A 16,901-nucleotide genomic window follows, 5' to 3' on the forward strand; every position below is an offset into this window, starting at 1 on the left:
GGCGTCGCGAATATCGTCTTTATCTAAATTTCGTTGCATCATTCCACCTCCTTTTCGTTAAACATTCGTTAAACATCAAATTTTGTTTATATCATCTTCTATATATTGGTTATTTTATAACCACTAATTTACTAAATCCCTTTATCCATATAGATAGCTTCATTTAGTTAACTATGTAGCAGAACTATTTTTGTGCTTCAAAGAAGGTATCGACGAACAAGTCATCGTCAATGGCATAGGCGTATACGCGCTCATAAGTGTTGCGTAAATCTTTCATAACAGCAATACGCAAATCACCAGGATACAATGTAATAAATTCGATAAAGTGATGAACTTCTTCTGCATTACTATTGTGATTCAAACGATACAACATATTTTTCGCGGATACATAGAGACGAGTAGGACTTTCACCATTGACACGTTCTTGTAAGGACATAATGGCACCCGGTTTATGCACAGCCTCTAACACATCATCAAAGGAAATCAATGGCTCTTGTTCAGTTTCAACGAAATTAACAAAGGCCTCCGCAATGAGTTTACCCACATTACCACGGATAACATTTTGGAATACTTCACGGCTATAACCACCTTCCTTATAGATACCATAAATATGAGATATCCGTTCAAAGGAACGCGGTGTTGCATCGATGTCATCTTCATGACGTTGATTTAAATAATCTGGATAAGAGGAGATAAATTCCACCACCTTATCTTCAATGCCTGCAGAAATAGCCCAGTCAATCCACTGCATATAATCCGCTTCCATATAAAGCCATACGAAACGGTTTTGTTGGGCTGGATCCATATCAATCGTTTGGTAGTCAAAGGAATCCTCTGGGTTCATAGCCGCAATGATGCGCACATCATCGCTCAAAGCAAATCCATTGATTTCTCGGTTCAAAATTAAGTTCATCAATTCTTGTTGCACCGCATGCTCTGCACGATTGATTTCATCGATAAATAGCAATACATGACGACCTGCATTAACAGCTCGTGACACATGTTCCAATGTATGATGTACGGCATACACGGTGGTTTTTATTTCTTTAACCGCCCCATTACTATCTTTATGAGATACAGTTTCCACCGTAGGCAAACCGCCTATTTCGCCTTCTTTTAAAAGATTACCATCAATGGTGACGAGTTCCCAATCATGAGACTCTGCTACGCGCGCTGCTAACGATGTTTTACCAATCCCCGTTTCACCGACGAGCAATGGTACTTGATTAGCGGCTAGTACCAATTCCACACTAGCCATTGTATCTGTAAAATTCATTATGACTCCTTCTTAATTAATATAGTAAATACTGGTCGATAGCAATTTTCTTTGCCTCTATAGATCCGTATACATCAACTAATGACAATATATCGATGGGCCATGTTGATTGACGTCCGCCTATTGCAGGATTACTTACGAGTTCTCGCACATAGCGATCTTCTACATTAGGATTTGCAATCATTTCAGTTATAATTTGTCGAACCATATCGACAGTTAAGCCTAGTTGTTTTGGTACATACCCAAGTATCAATGTAGAAACCTTCAATAGCTCTACCACTGTATCTAAATCTAGGTTCGTAATTTGACGCATAGCCTGCGGATCTTGTAACACGGCGGCTTTCAAAATGTCCAATGTCGGATTCTGGATATAGCGCAATGATAAGTAATTAGATTTTACAGCAGCCATTTGAACCCGCTCTGATGGATTGGCAATATATTGCAATGCATCATATTGTGTTTCTACAGCCCTTAACTGTAATTCCTCTGATGGATTTGTAATATATCGAATGGCCCAGCCCGATTGGTCTAAGGCAATGCGAACCACTTCATCTGATGGATGTTGAATATACTCAAGTACCGCCCAATCTTGTTTGACTAATGAAATCAATAATTCGTCACTTGGATTGTCCACATATTGAATGGCTCGTGGCGACTGTGCTAACGCAGTTTCAATCACTCGATCAGTAGGATTTTTAATGTACTGTAATAGCATCCCATTCTGTTCCACACAGACTAACTGCATTTCCTCTGTAGGATTAGGGATATTGCGTACGCCATGGGGATTGTTTTTGAGAGCCGTTATATATTGTTCCTCTGTCATAATAACCTTCTTTTCTATGTAAAAAGGTCATACGAATACGTATGACCTATACTGAATTCTATTTTTATTGTATCACATTTTTTCGATATAATTATATTTCTTTCGTATACTTACTACACCGTTAACGCATCTAAATCAGAATTATTCCCAATTACTAATAATTTATCCGATGCTGAAAGAATTGTAGTCGGATTTGGCGGAACTTCTAATTCCTCACCTCGTCTAATTCCTACTGCATTAAGATTGTATTTCTCACGCAAATTAGAGTCCTTTAAGCAAGATCCAACCATAAATTGAGGCATAACCACCTCAATGAGACTAATATTTTTAGAAAGCTGTAAATAATCCATCACATGCTCTCGTGTTAATGATTGTACTAATCGTTGTGCTACATCATACTCCGGATAAATAACCAAATCTACACCAATCTTCTTAAGCATCTTACCTTGTAAGCTATTCTCAGCTTTTGAAACTACATATGGCATGTTCATTTCTTTCAACAACATAGAAGTCATAAGATTAGCTTGAAGATTATCACCAATAGCAACGATAATCATATCAAACTGACTTAAGGCCAATGCTTTAATGGCCTCTTCATCAGTCGTATCTGCCACAATGGCATGTGTTACATAGGGGGACACCTTTTGCACGATTTCTGGATTAATATCTACACCTAATACTTCATGATTCATAGATGCTAACATCTTAGCCACAGTTGTTCCAAATCGACCAAGACCAATGACAGCAATTGTTTTGTATTTCATACTATATCTCCTCTACAAAATAGCAATTATTTTCAGCTATAAGAGTACATTCTCTTCTGCATAACTAATCGGTTTAGTTGGTGCTGTTCTAAGAGCCCACGTACCTATGACAGTCATAACACCTACACGTCCTGTAAACATGACGAGCATTAAGACCCATTTGCTACTTTCAGATAAATCCGGTGTAATCCCCGTTGTAAGTCCTACAGTACCAAAGGCAGATGTAACCTCGAATAGTAGACGAATAAAATCGTAAGGTTCATCCCAAGCGAGGTAACATGTGGCTAGTAATACGAGAAGAATGGATAAAAAGATGATCCCATTTGCTTTCAGCACAGTTACTAACGAAATGCGCCGTTCAAAAATCTCTGTATCTGGCCGGTTGTTAAACAATGTACAGGATGAAAGAAACGCTACCGCTACCGTGCTAATTTTTACGCCCCCACCAGTAGAGTTTGGTCCTGCCCCGATAAACATAAGAATGATGGTAACAAACAGAGTAATAGGATGTAATGCATTATAATCAACCGTCGCAATACCTGCTGTGCGCGGCGTAATTGATTGGAACAAAGATGCCATGATTTTGTTCCATATAGGTAAAGGCCCAAAGGTTTTAGGATTAGACCATTCAACACCTAAGAAAATGATGGCACCTAGTAAAATAAGGAATATGGTACCAACTAGCATGATTTTGGTATGTAATTTTAAATCAACAAAACGTCGCACCTTCCGATGTGACCAAATATCAAAAGCAGCTAGGTACCCAAAACCACCGATTACAATAAGAGCCATTGTATTAATATTAAACAATACATCTCCTACCATAGCATATGGTAGATTATTGTCGAAAAATACAAAGCCTGCATTACAGAACGTGGAGATAGACTGCATAACTCCGGTATATAATGCAGCATGCCCAATATATGGATATAACTGAATCGTATACATTATGCCGCCTACAATCTCAATGGCAAAGGTATACAAGGTTAATTTTTTCGTAATATGTAATAGCCCTGTCATTCCCTCTTGTCCCACATCTTCTGACAATAGCAACCGATTTTTTAGGCCTACCCGTTTACCTAAAAGCAAGGCAATGATAGTTGTAAAAGAGACAATCCCCAGTCCACCGAGCTGAATCAGTATGACCATAACAATTTTGCCAAATAGAGACCAATGATAATACGTATCTACTGTAGCAAGTCCAGTTACGGAAACACAGGATACCGCTGTAAAAGCTGCATCTACAAGTGCTGTTGTTTGCCCATGAGCACTTGAAATAGGCAACATAAGCAACATCGTGCCTATAAACATAACCCCTAAAAAGCTAAGCGCTAATAATCGATAGGGATTTTGTTGCATATATCGTTGTACATGAGAATGAGAATGTGAAATATCATGCCACATACGACCTTACTCCAATCCCATTAGTTTATGAACTAGTTCTAGGCTCGGCAAAGGACTGCGCCCGCCAATACCTTGTGTATTTAAAGACGCTACGGCAGACGCAAAGGTAGCCGCTTTTTCCAAGTCACTATGGGCACAGCCTTTAAGTAACTCAATAGCACATAAAGAGGTATCACCTTGAACCGCATTCGTCGAACTTAATTTAGCACTCTCACTATGTAAAATATTAGAAAGTTTAGCTAAAAAGGCACCATGGAAACTATCCCCTGCCCCTGTTGTATCAACTACAGAGTCTTGAGGAAACGGCTCACAACGATAAGCAGTGCCATCAGGCCACACAAAATAACTACCATTTGCTCCATCTGTAACGCCAGCAATGAGAGCGCCTCGGTTGTGAATGATACGACACGCCTCTTCTAGATTGGTAGTACCCGTATATTTTTCAGCATAATCACGAGCAACGATAACAATATGACTATCTTCCGTGATTGGCTTCATCCCTTCATCGTAGCGCTGTGCACCACCGTCAAGGGAAATAATGGTACCCACATCCTTTGCTACATCCATAGCAGCGCACATGAGTATTCTATGACGTCCATTAATATGCAAAATCATAGAATCATTAATTAACCGTTTATGAGAATCTAAAAATTCTGGTTCCACAGCTGTAGAGCGTTCAAAAAACACGGCCCGTTCCCCTGTGCTATATTTTACAAGAATGGTAGCAACACCACTTCTAGCACCGCTTTCAACTTGGATTGCATCTGTATTTACATTGTATTTTTCAAAGTCATCTAAAATATGACGGCCTACCATATCATCGCCAATGCTATCAATCATAGCAGTACTGGCACCATATTTACCGGCTACTGCTAACGCTGTTGCTACAGGACCACCACCATCTGTAGTAGATGAAACCACTTGCTGTACCTCGCGGCCTGTTGGATAATGATCCACTACGATAAATCGATCTAGCGTACTAGCCCCAATGCCTACAATATCTATATTTTTTTGAGGAAACATACTCATACTAACCTCCCAAAGGCACATTCATAAGATAGCCTATTTTCTTATTAGTTATTCATATAATTACAGAATACATTTCGTTCTATAAAAAGTAAACCCCAGACTAATGTCTGGGGTTTCTCTGTACTACAGAGAGTACTATATGTCACGTACTATGTCTCGTTTAGTATATGTTGTTATTGGAAAGGGTTGTTAGATTCAAGGTGTACTATAAATTTAAGACATCATACGTTCCATCATATATTCAATTTCGTCAGCACTCAAATTGTACATAGCTTGTACCATTCGATTTGCTGACTCACCAGAAGCACCGCTTTTAGCGATTTCTGCCTTTGCTTTTGCAATGAGAGCTTCCTTGCGTTGCGCTTCTGAATCCTCATCAGTTGGTACCGAAATATTAGCTTTACCTTGGCCAATGCCACGTACCTCTTGATTAGGATTATCTTTAGACGTTGTTTTAGTATCTTGAGCTGCTACTGCCTCCATAGCAAAGGAGTTTTTACCAGTCATGATATACTCAACGGCTTCTAATGTACTTTGTGTAAGATTTACCGTCCAGAATTCACCGGCTGCAGTCAACTTATAAAGCAAACCATTGTAAGCTACGAGACCACGTTTTTCCCATAATTTATAAAGCCAGTTTAATTCATCTAGTTTTGCATCTAATTCAGTTAAGCTCTTAATATTGAGAAAACCTTGTTCAAGCTGGCTTACCACTTGATTTACGATAGGTTGTAAATCACTTTGCTTCATGAGTGCCATAAATGGTTTTTCACCGCGGCTGACCATATCTTCGTACGGTTTTAATGCACGATGTAACATCATGCCGTACCCATCGACATTACCACCGGCACCACTGCCGAATGGGAACATCGGAACGCCAGCTTTAGCTAGGATGTTATACAAGCTACGTTCACGGTTGTTCGCACTCCAGTGAGCCGCGCTCAATCGACGATAGGAACGCTCGTCTAAGTATTTGCGACCAAACTCGAACATATCCCCTTGCATAGCTGTTGTAGCTGCTGCAGGCACCTTGCCTTTTGCAATATCTTTATTAAGATCACTACCATCAAATACATTTAATTGGTAAAGGTCCGCACCGTCTACACCAGAGCTTACTAGATCAGCCAAATCTTGTTCCCAAACCTCCATCGTTTGACCTGGTAAGCCGTAAATCAAGTCGATAACAACGGAACATTGTCCGTAGGCTTTTAATGCCGCTAACCGTTCTAATACGGTTTCTTTTGTATCTAAACGACCAACCATTTGGCGTACCTCTGTGTTGAAAGATTGTACACCAATGGACATACGGTTAACGCCATTTGCCATCCATACATCGAGATTTTCAGGAGTCAAATCATGAATACGACCTTCCAAGGTCAATTCATAATCATTAGCTAGTGGCAAATACTCTTTAATGGCTTTCAACAATCTTTCAGAGTTTGTTGGAGATAATGATGTTGGCGTGCCACCGCCGATAAACAAGGCATGGATTAAACCATCTTTTAATCTAGGACGTTCACTAGCGAGCTTTAATTCACTAATAAGACCATCAATGTATTGATCCTCCACGTTTTGACTTGTACCATTTTGGAAGAAGCCACAGTATGTGCATTTTGTCTTACAAAACGGAATGTGAATATAGGCGCATTGCATTTCACCTTTTTTAGGTGTGCCATTCATTAAGGTATTCCAAACGGCTTGTGTTTCCTTTGGAGAAACCAAAATACCATTGAGACCTGCATGAACAACGCGTTTATGAGGAAATGCACCACTCATCGGATTATCACAGTCTAAACCTAGTTGTAGATTGCGTTGCTTCTCCGGAATGGATTCAAAGAAACTTGCTAAACTCATACTCCAATCCCCTTTCAGTTTAGGCTTGCAACTTTGCAAGTACAGATTTTGTAAATTCTTTTGCATTTGCAAAGTCTTGTTCATCTGGATGTGTCTCAGCCGCTTTATGCAATGCATCGCGTTCAGGGCTTTGACCATGAGCAGATCCAGGTGGGAACATTTTATACATCATTTCGATCACTTTAGGATCGATTTTACCTTGGCATACGAAGCCATCTACAAGAGATTCCTTATTTTGTAATAACTCAGATGCTTTTTCGATACTTTCACGAGCATGATCGGAATCTGCATACATGCCTAAGGTAGCAAAGAATACAATATTAGGATTTGTTAAGGTTTCAATCAATTTGGCCGCCTCTTTATTCGCTGTACCGCGATCTACCCAGAAACCTACGAACACAGTATCATAATCTCCTAAATTCTCAGGCGCCTCTTTTACAGGGACGCAAGGCGTACCTTCAGGCATGACGGAAGCCATTGCTTCTGCTACGCTTTTAGTATTTCCCGTGAGGGATGAATATAAAATAATGGATTTCATAATTATCTCCTTTAATTCATAGATAGGTCTATCACATAGATACTTCTATTCATCTTCATCATCAGATGATTCATGACCTCTAAACTCAACTGGTACATTGATATCTATATCTTCACCAGTTAGATTTTGATATGGTGTTGCCGCTACCACTGCAGACATAGCCGCATCATTAAAGATTTCATTGGTAGACGATACAATACTTTGACCAATAAGGTTGCCATTTGTATCTAATGTAACTTGTACAGTTACATCACCTTGTAACTTTCTTTTTAAAGCCATTGAAGGCATTTGTGCATTATTTTGCACTCTTACACGGAATCCTTCCGTATCAAAGGCAGCTTTCACCGTACCATGACCATCACCTTTACCAGGGCCGTCACCGTTACCATTCCCCTGACCTTGACCATCGCCATTACCAGTGCCAACACCTGTACCGTTACCACCGCCAGAGCCGCCACCATTTCCGGGGCCGGAACCACCTGTGGAATTATCACCAAAGGTATTACCTTTATGTTCGCCGCCTTTTTGGGGTACATCTACTGCATCAGGAATATCTGTCGCAGTAGATGGATCTATATTCGCTACAACAGCCTTTGTTCTTGCCGCCACTTCATCTGCTGACAACGGTTTTGGGAATAGGTCAGACCTGTTCCCGCCACCTCCACCAGCATGACCGCTGCCGCCATCATCGAGTACACTCTGTGTGAGGTCGATCTCATACGTTTCCATATCTTGAATTGCTGGAACTACTACGAAAAAGATTACGGCAACAAAGAGAGCAATGAAATGAACTATGGCGGATATAATGGCTGCTTTTTTCCATGATATGCCTAGTCCCATAGTTATCCTTTCTGTTCGGCTGCAATAGCCAAGCGTTTAACGCCAGATTGTTTTAACATATCCATAATCGCTACAACTTGACCATGAGCAGCGCGTTTGTCAGCTTGTAAAATAACGCTAGCATTCGGATTTTCTTGAATACGCTGTTTAACCATGGCTTCAGCATCATCAATGCTCATTGGCTTATTATCAATTGTAATATGTCCTTCTGCATCTAATGTAAGTACTACAGGTAATTGAGCTGGTGCAGAGGCACTTGTAGCTTGTGGTAATTGCACGGATAACGCCTTTTGAGCAACTGTTTGCAAGCTGTTCATCATGAAGAATACCAACAAGAAGAAAATAATATCAATCATTGGGATAATCATGAATTCAGGCTTTGTTTTCATACGAAAGCTTTGTAGGTTCATAATTAATTCCACCCTTCTCGCTTAGCACTAACGATGTTCACACACATACCTTCGATTTGATTAATAATGGAATCTAAACGATGGCTAAAGAATGTGTACACAATAAATGCCATAATGGCTACACACAAACCAGAGGCTGTGGCAATAAGGGCTTCACCAACGCCACCAGTAATAGCGGATGCACCAGCACCAGCATCGAGAATACTAAAGGAACCAATCATACCTGTAACAGTACCAAGTAAGCCTAATAGTGGGGAGATTGTAACAGTAGCGCTTAGGTAATCCATATATTTACGGAAACCAACCGCATCAACACCCATTTGATCAGCGAAGGCCGTTTTCATTGCTTCTTCGCTAGAAGCATTATGTAGACCAGCTTCTGCAATGCGACTTGCAATAGATGGGTTTTCTTTGATTACTTTATCAATTTCGTCCCACTTTTGTAATTTTGCTAGTTCATTGACTGCATGAGTAACAACGAAGGTTTTACCCGCATATTTGCGATAGTAGAAAGCGCGTTCTGTAGCGATAGCGATAACCATGAAAGACAAGAGTAATAATGGATACATTACATACCCGCCACTATGAAACAAGTGAATGACATAATTTAAATTTTCCATTTTAGTAACCTTTCTGCCTGTTTACAGACTGAACATTAGAACCTGTAGGTCCCTTGAATTCTTGTATAATCGCCTAACTTAAAGCTTTCACTACCATATAAAGTATCTCGCTTATTAGTGCCCTTCGCATCAAATGTATAGAATGCTTCAAGGAGTAAATCCTTGCGTGGTACATAGCCCGCACCAAATGTGAAGCTACGAATACCATCGAGATAACGATCTGGTACAGCACTAGTACCATTACCGCCAAAGAATGAACCATGTTCAAAATATTTATAGTCGATAAATGCATTCCAAGATTTTGGAACATCTAGATCAGCACGACCAATGTCTAAGCGGGCCATCCAGAAGTGAGGTGTACCACCCATTTGATGACCTTTAATAGCAAAGTCCGCAGTGCCCCGTTCATGTTGATATACAGTGTTACCATTTAAGTAACGCCCTAAGTTGGAACGGTTTTGGCCGTAATCAACAGTAACCGAAGCATTAGCACCTAATTGATATTTAGCGCCAATACCGAATACTTGAGCTACATTTGAGAAGTTATATTCATCATTGCCGTTACCATTTGCATTTAAATAGGTATGTGTTTTACCGCCAAAGGAACGTAAGTACCAGGCTTGTAACCCAAGACGAGAGCCTATTTGTTTCTTGTATTGAACAAAGGCCGCTTTATCAATAGCCGGTACAGTATCTTTTTCAAGAACTACACCTTCTGTACGAATCAAATTACCGATGATCTTGCCTATTGCTTCACGAGGTAATTTATTTTCAGACTCTGCATCATGTACAACTTTTTCAAGATTGTATAAATAGTTGTACATTGCTGGTGTCATGCCCCAACCATAATCAGAACTACCTTCACCCCAGTCGTTAGAGGCCATTGTAAAGTTCTTTTTATAAATCGCATCTTTAGCATCATAATCGCTAAATACATAGCTACCACTATCGTATTTATACGTTTTAGCACCTAAATAACCAGTGAACTCATAATCACTAGATGGTTGTCCATAGTAATCATAGGATTGTTTGAAAGTACCATCTGGCTGTTTAACCCAAACAACATCGAGCTCACTATTGTTATAATTACTCCAGTTATCTGTAGCATTATATTTAGCTATTTCTGCTACGGATTGATTGATCTCGTCACCATGTTTTTCAACATAGTCCTTAGGATTTACTAAAGCATCTTTATTATCGGTTGATACGATAAGACCTTTAGCCTTTTCTTTTAAGTATTCAGGGTATAAGGAGGAGTTCACATTATACATAATATCCCCTGTCTTATAGAGTTTTTCTCCTGTATGCTTATTAGTGATTTCATACATTGCATAACCACCAGATGGAATATCGAGGGAGAATTTCTTCCCAGCCATATCTGTAGGATATGCTTTTGTAAGAATATCTTGTAAATGGCCCATGATTTGAGCTTGTTTTTGTTGAGTCTCTTTTAGCTTAGCATCAGCTTTAGCCATTTCTTGATCGCGGTTTGGATTGCTCCAGCTAAGATCTAATGACTCCTTATAAGCTTCATATTCATCTTGTAAGCCTTTAAGCTGTTGATAGAAGTAGATGCTATCTGTCTTACCTTTGTAAGTAGAATCATAGATACCATTAGGACTATCTGGTGCTGCTGCATCCTCTGTAGATTTTTTCTCACCATCAGAGCCAGTTTTTGTGGCACTGTTGATATCATATGGATATTCATCACGATTGATACCAATCAATTCAGCCGCTGTTGGCGGTCTATAAATAACTTCATGTACTGCATGAGTATAAGCCGAATCAGTAATACCTGTACTATGTTTGAAAGTACCAACACCAATACGAACTTGTGAGTCATGACCATTCCAAACAGCACGAACGCCATCATAAGATTGACCAAACCAGTAGCCACTAGCCCCCATAGGTTCTGTTAAGCGACCTACCGATACATCCCATTTTTTAACGCGTCTTGTGAGATCAACTGTGTCGATTCGTTGATGGTTAAAGCCTTTAGAATCGGATTGTGTCCAGCTTGTATCAACACCGCTCATACCAGTTGCACTACCGATAACTTTAAGATTGGTAAACTCATTAAGACGAGCATCAAAGCCTAGGCGCAAACGTTGTTCAAAGCTATGACGATTGGCATCGTACATATTAGCTTTTGCAGAACCAATAGCGGAATTTTCTCTAAATGGAGATTGTGGTCTATTAGAGCCATCATGTGCCATCCAACGTGCTCTGTAGTCGCCAACTAATGTAACACCACGTTCTTTAGTAGTGTCGAAATCAGAATGAATAAAATCAGTTAAGCGAACCACATCAGATACATTTTGTACACCGGATTCACCATTTGTAACTTCCCCATTAGTGCCCGCTACATTTGTACTTGCTACGCTACCTTTTGCACCATCCTTAGTCTTACCGATAGCGGTCGTTTTACTGCTGTCTCCACCACCAAATTTAAGGTTAACCCCTACACGATACACGCGTTCTTGGGTAGCACGGTCATCATCGCGATGGTTAAAGATATTATTGATGCCAAAGTACATCATGGCATTTTTATTGAATCGTTTTTGAACCATTACGTTCCAAATGCCAAATGTTTTCTTTTCATAGGTTTGCTTCTTATATACGCCTGCATCACCAGATAAAATATCTGGCCAGTAGTTGCCACCATTATTAAGAGTATTACTATCAAGCATATTGATATAGTAATCACCCCAAATGGACCCATTCCAACCAGATTTAGGGTTGTCATAGGTAATACCAATATCAACCTTATGCATTGGTTTATCCAACAATTGTCGAGGCATTGTTGGATCACTCTTATTGATCGCATGCAAGTATGTATACCCGAGCTTACCGGACCAATGCTTACCGAATTTTTGTTGTACCTCTGCTTGAAGGCCCGTAATCTCAGCTTTACCAATATTTTTAAAGCTATAAATCATGTCTGGTGCACGTTGGTACTTAGCATCACCTTTGAGGTATGGAGCAAAGTCCATAAAGTCCCCTGTGAAGTATACAGACATGTAATTCTTGATGCGGTTATGGAATACGCCTACACGAGCATAAGTATTCTTATTTTCACCTTCTAAGCTCATGTCAAAGTTAACAGATTTCTCAGGTTTCAAATTAGGATTGCCAGCCCAGTACCAACCAAGTTTTGCAACCCCAATTCCAACAGGGTTAGAAGCATACATTTCCCAGTTGTACCATAATTCGCCCATACCAGGTTCTGTATACCCAGTACCTACATTAGCTTTAAATCTGCGATGTGTATTGCCTTTAACGTTATAGGTCATCCCTAAGGACGCAGATAAATTAGAACCAAATAAGCTACTATTATCAAAGCGAAGAATTGGGGATAATGTTAAGTTCTTATTTACCTGCCATGTATCAGAAACATAGGCATTTAACTTGCGAATCGTACCGCTACCTGTTGTTAAGCGTTGATCACGGCTACGATATTCTTCTAAGAAGGCTTTACCATTTAATTTAGGTGCCTTTTTACGCATTTCTGGGTCATTGGACTCGCCGTATTTAAAGTAATCACCTACAATATTGGCACGTGTTGCAGATAATACAGGATTTTCAGCTTTTAAACGATCTTCTAAAGCCTTATAACGAGCTTTAAACTCATCTGTTACAGGTTGATTATTAGGAGATGTACTAGACCAATCACTTAATCTACTTTCAGACAAACCATAGTTTATATAGTCATCGTAAGTTATACCTGGTTTTTGAGCATCTGTTTCTGCACCGTAGTATTCATAATCCATATCCCATTGCGGCATACCGCCACCGGAATTAATGAATTTATAGTCGTGGATATGAGAGTAAACCTTAATGCTATTATCGCCTTTACGTCGTACAAGGCGGTCTAGTTTATCTACTAGCAAGCTCTTATCGTACTCCCATGGATCGATATACATGGTGCTTGTATTAGGGGAGCTCTTTAATCGGCTACCAGAGCCTTCTTCACGAGCATAGCTTACACCGTAGCTAAGCAAATGATTTTTGTTGAGCTGTGTATTCGCATTAGCTCGAATATCTAATTGACGGTGATCGATGTTATCGATATAACGCAACTCATTGGAGCCTTCATAGGCGGAGCGACCTGTATAGCTAATGAGGGCTACATCATTTTCTTTAATGCGGGAGTAGTTAGTTTCAACAGTCCAATCGCTTTTGCCTGCTCGGGAGGACCATTGTAAATTAGCCGTATTGCGGTCTGCGGTACGTTTGAAATGTTGTTGAGGCTCTAAATCAGAGTCGGAGTGCTTAACATCGCGTACAAGGTCTTCTGTGTAGCGGTTAAGTCGCATTTCAAATTTATTCTTATCATTAGCTTCGTAGGTTGCTACAAGACCGATATCAGCCGCATCACCATAATAACGAAGCACATTTGGCTTAAAATTATGTTTTGCATAATCAAAAGCCATGCCAGAATCTCGACGTTTAACGGATGCTAAAACAGGCATTAGATCACGTTTACTGCCTGACAAACCAACCTTTAACTTACCCATTTGACCAGAGTCGGCACGAATAAAGAAGTTTTGGAATGGGAATGTATCACCATCACTCTTACGACGCATACCTTCTGCGTTTAATTGTAAGATCGGTTTCTTCTGTGCTTTTTTTGTGATGATGTTAACAACACCACCAATAGCATCTGAACCGTATTTTGCACTGGCTGCCCCTTGGATAACCTCAATACGTTCAACATTTTCTGTACCTAACCGTTGAACTTCATCTGCTGCACCGGAGTACTTATCAAAATCGCCTAGTACTGGTTGACCATCTACTAAAATAAGTGTGTGACGCGCTTCTGCACCACGAATAGATACACCTACACGGCCCATAGCATCTACAGTTCTAGAGACGCCAGTTTGTGTAAAAATAATATCTTCGACGGACTTCGCCTGCTTTTTCTCAATATCTTTCTTGGTAATGATTTGCACTTGCTGTGAGTCTAATTTGGCTGCTTCTTCTGCCCATGTTCCTTTAACATGAACAACATCTGTAGTAACGGTTGCATTCTCAGCCCATACTACAAGAGGTGCGCTAAGCCACAAGGCAACTGCACTAGACAGAATTATGGTGCGCTTTGTATGTCCCCACCGGTCCATTGTGCCCTCCTCAAATTTTAACTAATTATACGTTTTGTATCTTTCACTCTCAAATAAAAAGATACACTCTACCAACATATAATGACATTGAATATCATTTACATTTTAATGTTAGCAAAGTGTATCTTGCATATCTACTCCGAAAAGACCAAAAATATACGTTTCGGACAATATTAAATTGTTATATCTTACGATAAGCACTTGGAGTTACACCAGTAGCCTCTTTAAAGGCACTAGTAAACTTACTGCCATTCTCATAGCCTACGGCATTAGCGATTTCAAGAATCGATTGATCCGTTTCATGTAGTAATCTCTTAGCTGCATTAATACGACATTCTTTTAAATATTGATGTATAGTCGTACCATATACGCCCTTAAAACATCGTTTTAAGGTAGACGTAGGTACATCAAATTGTTCAGATAATGTCTCAATTGTAATACGCTTCATAAACTGAGTAGATACATATTCGTTAACAGCTTTCACAATATCAACTTGCTGTTTCCGATAGGTTGCTCTCTTTTCATTATTGCTCGTAGAAATTACAGATAATAACAAAAAGATCTCAATAACCTTTAATTTAAAATAGTGCCCCTTTATTTGGTCAGGCACTTTATATAAGCTAGAAAAAATCTGTCTAACCGATTCAGTTTCTTCCATCATCATACCGTACTCGGAATGCTCACAAAATCGTTCTGCTAGGGTTGTTAAATTAATACGTGACTCAGTAACAAGAGAATCCAATACTGGTTGCGCTTTTTCAACATCTACGAGTAATACAATCCCCTTAAAAAGTTTTGTAGGGAAGTAATTCTTATGTTGGTAGTCAGCATGAGTATGCCATCCTAATGACATATCTCCTGGCCCCATATATAAATATTCCCCAGATGTAAACTTACACTCGATGCGCCCCTCTTCACAATGATTTATGGCAAATGTCTTGGTATGTGATTTAGCATAAAATTGAACCGACTCTTCTTTCACATCCAGAAATAATAGATCGATACCATCAAACACCGTATGTCTCGACATAGTAAGTCCTGCATGTGAAATTGCATGATTATGTGGATTCATACTATCACCATATACACAAATACTATATAAATTATCACTTACACAATTATCATAGTATACTTATTGATATTCATTGTCAAATTAATTTTTGTAATAATTCATTTTTTCTTTAAAAATATAAATTTACACAAAAAATAGCCTCGTAAACTAAACCAATGTAGTTTACGAGGCTATATTTAGAATTATTTTTTTGTTTTTACAATAAAAACTAATGCTATAACATGACCAATCCATACAAAGGCCATAACACCAAGTGCAATGGGCATATCTTGACTAAAATACGCACCAATTGCCATTATTGTACTTACAGATAAGAGAATGGACAACTTTGTCCGCAACGTTAACGCTTTATCGCGTTCATAAGCACCAACAGTCTTTTGATATAAACTAGATTCTAAAAACATTTTATGAAAACGTTCAGATCCTCTAGCTAAACAAAACAAAGTAAATTATTTTTATAAAATAATTTTTAAGTTTTTCTACACTTTTCTATTCATTAAAAATTTTAAATGGGTTTCCTTTACTTTCTGCGACATCTCTTTTACAAGATATTCGCTTACTTTATAAAAAATATGATTATCAATATGACTGAAAGGTTTTCTTATGCTTTTTAAAATGATTTGAGCATTTCCAAAATCATTTTCTTTTTTCTCTTTAATTTTTTTATTTTCTTTCAGTTTATCATTTTCCAATGTTTGATTTTTCTTTTTATAAACCTGAATATAGTTCTCACCTGTAAAAATGTTTCTTGTGTATCCGTAAAAACTTTCAAATCTTTTCAAAGGTTTCTTTCCTGAGTTGAAAAAAATATATTCATCTGAAAAAGTAAGTGTAAGATTTCCTCTGTCAAAAAGATAATAATTTTTAGGTTTTTCAATTTCGACATTGACAACTTTTGCTCCAAATACTTCTGAAAAATAAATTCTCCACAAGAGTTGTTCAAAATTTTCATTTTCCAGTGCATCTACAACTTCCTTTAAGGAAACTTCAACTCTTGCCAAATTTAGAGCTGAAAGTTTTGCAACTTCATAATGAAGATCGGCTTCAAAACTTATTTCAGTTGAAAGAGCATATTCATTTTTGCTTCTTTTCAAAAATTTTCTATATCTGAAATATAAATATCTTTGATTTTTATAAAAAATTCTAATGTA

General features: G+C 38.7%; 13 protein-coding genes and 1 pseudogene. All 14 read right to left on the reverse strand.

What is annotated here, in order from left to right; genetic code table 11:
- Positions 1-184 precede the first annotated feature (184 nt).
- Entirely contained in the window at positions 185-1,276 is a 1,092-nt protein-coding gene (locus QZ548_RS02305; RefSeq protein ID WP_295867913.1) for an AAA family ATPase, read from the reverse strand.
- A 16-nt stretch (positions 1,277-1,292) separates the two neighbouring features.
- Positions 1,293-2,099, reverse strand: coding sequence for a hypothetical protein (locus QZ548_RS02310; RefSeq protein WP_295867916.1), 807 nt, complete (start codon positions 2,097-2,099; stop codon positions 1,293-1,295).
- A 113-nt stretch (positions 2,100-2,212) separates the two neighbouring features.
- On the reverse strand, positions 2,213-2,863 hold the full coding sequence (locus tag QZ548_RS02315; RefSeq protein WP_295867919.1) for a TrkA family potassium uptake protein: 651 nt from the start codon (positions 2,861-2,863) through the stop codon (positions 2,213-2,215).
- Positions 2,864-2,899: 36 nt separating this feature from the next.
- The gene (locus QZ548_RS02320) at positions 2,900-4,267 is read right to left on the reverse strand and encodes a TrkH family potassium uptake protein (protein WP_295867921.1); all 1,368 of its coding nucleotides are present in this window, start codon (positions 4,265-4,267) and stop codon (positions 2,900-2,902) included.
- Between the two features lie 6 nt (positions 4,268-4,273).
- A complete protein-coding gene (locus tag QZ548_RS02325; RefSeq protein WP_295867924.1) occupies positions 4,274-5,296 on the reverse strand; it encodes a carbohydrate kinase family protein in 1,023 nt (340 codons plus the stop codon).
- 213 nt (positions 5,297-5,509) lie between these two features.
- Complete coding sequence (gene hutW, locus QZ548_RS02330) at positions 5,510-7,150, reverse strand: heme anaerobic degradation radical SAM methyltransferase ChuW/HutW (protein ID WP_295867929.1); 1,641 nt, start codon at positions 7,148-7,150, stop codon at positions 5,510-5,512.
- A gap of 19 nt (positions 7,151-7,169) precedes the next feature.
- The gene (locus tag QZ548_RS02335) at positions 7,170-7,688 is read right to left on the reverse strand and encodes a flavodoxin family protein (RefSeq protein ID WP_288188081.1); all 519 of its coding nucleotides are present in this window, start codon (positions 7,686-7,688) and stop codon (positions 7,170-7,172) included.
- Positions 7,689-7,733: 45 nt separating this feature from the next.
- Positions 7,734-8,528, reverse strand: coding sequence for an energy transducer TonB (locus tag QZ548_RS02340; protein ID WP_295867932.1), 795 nt, complete (start codon positions 8,526-8,528; stop codon positions 7,734-7,736).
- Positions 8,529-8,530: 2 nt separating this feature from the next.
- A complete protein-coding gene (locus QZ548_RS02345) occupies positions 8,531-8,938 on the reverse strand; it encodes a biopolymer transporter ExbD (protein ID WP_004698605.1) in 408 nt (135 codons plus the stop codon).
- Positions 8,939-8,940: 2 nt separating this feature from the next.
- On the reverse strand, positions 8,941-9,558 hold the full coding sequence (locus QZ548_RS02350; RefSeq protein ID WP_009351131.1) for a MotA/TolQ/ExbB proton channel family protein: 618 nt from the start codon (positions 9,556-9,558) through the stop codon (positions 8,941-8,943).
- A gap of 35 nt (positions 9,559-9,593) precedes the next feature.
- Entirely contained in the window at positions 9,594-14,678 is a 5,085-nt protein-coding gene (locus QZ548_RS02355) for a TonB-dependent receptor domain-containing protein (protein ID WP_295867937.1), read from the reverse strand.
- 181 nt (positions 14,679-14,859) lie between these two features.
- Positions 14,860-15,750 carry an AraC family transcriptional regulator gene (locus QZ548_RS02360; protein WP_295867940.1) on the reverse strand — a complete coding sequence of 297 codons (891 nt, stop codon included), beginning with the start codon at positions 15,748-15,750 and terminating at the stop codon, positions 14,860-14,862.
- Positions 15,751-15,932: 182 nt separating this feature from the next.
- Positions 15,933-16,196: pseudogene (locus tag QZ548_RS02365) on the reverse strand (DUF454 family protein); the annotation flags it as partial.
- A gap of 33 nt (positions 16,197-16,229) precedes the next feature.
- A partial coding sequence (locus QZ548_RS02370) for a hypothetical protein (protein WP_295867947.1) occupies positions 16,230-16,901 on the reverse strand: 672 nt, incomplete at its 5' end.

Origin of the sequence: uncultured Veillonella sp., assembly GCF_915069625.1 — a bacterium.
Lineage (GTDB): Bacteria > Bacillota > Negativicutes > Veillonellales > Veillonellaceae > Veillonella.

Coding starts and splice junctions, on each gene's coding strand:
- QZ548_RS02345 (WP_004698605.1), bottom strand. CDS start 8,938: ATGAACCTACAAAGCTTTCGTATGAAAACAAAGCCTGAATTCATGATT.
- QZ548_RS02335 (WP_288188081.1), bottom strand. CDS start 7,688: ATGAAATCCATTATTTTATATTCATCCCTCACGGGAAATACTAAAAGC.
- QZ548_RS02315 (WP_295867919.1), bottom strand. CDS start 2,863: ATGAAATACAAAACAATTGCTGTCATTGGTCTTGGTCGATTTGGAACA.
- QZ548_RS02320 (WP_295867921.1), bottom strand. CDS start 4,267: ATGTGGCATGATATTTCACATTCTCATTCTCATGTACAACGATATATG.
- QZ548_RS02305 (WP_295867913.1), bottom strand. CDS start 1,276: ATGAATTTTACAGATACAATGGCTAGTGTGGAATTGGTACTAGCCGCT.
- QZ548_RS02350 (WP_009351131.1), bottom strand. CDS start 9,558: ATGGAAAATTTAAATTATGTCATTCACTTGTTTCATAGTGGCGGGTAT.
- QZ548_RS02355 (WP_295867937.1), bottom strand. CDS start 14,678: ATGGACCGGTGGGGACATACAAAGCGCACCATAATTCTGTCTAGTGCA.
- hutW (WP_295867929.1), bottom strand. CDS start 7,150: ATGAGTTTAGCAAGTTTCTTTGAATCCATTCCGGAGAAGCAACGCAAT.
- QZ548_RS02325 (WP_295867924.1), bottom strand. CDS start 5,296: ATGAGTATGTTTCCTCAAAAAAATATAGATATTGTAGGCATTGGGGCT.
- QZ548_RS02360 (WP_295867940.1), bottom strand. CDS start 15,750: ATGAATCCACATAATCATGCAATTTCACATGCAGGACTTACTATGTCG.
- QZ548_RS02340 (WP_295867932.1), bottom strand. CDS start 8,528: ATGGGACTAGGCATATCATGGAAAAAAGCAGCCATTATATCCGCCATA.
- QZ548_RS02310 (WP_295867916.1), bottom strand. CDS start 2,099: ATGACAGAGGAACAATATATAACGGCTCTCAAAAACAATCCCCATGGC.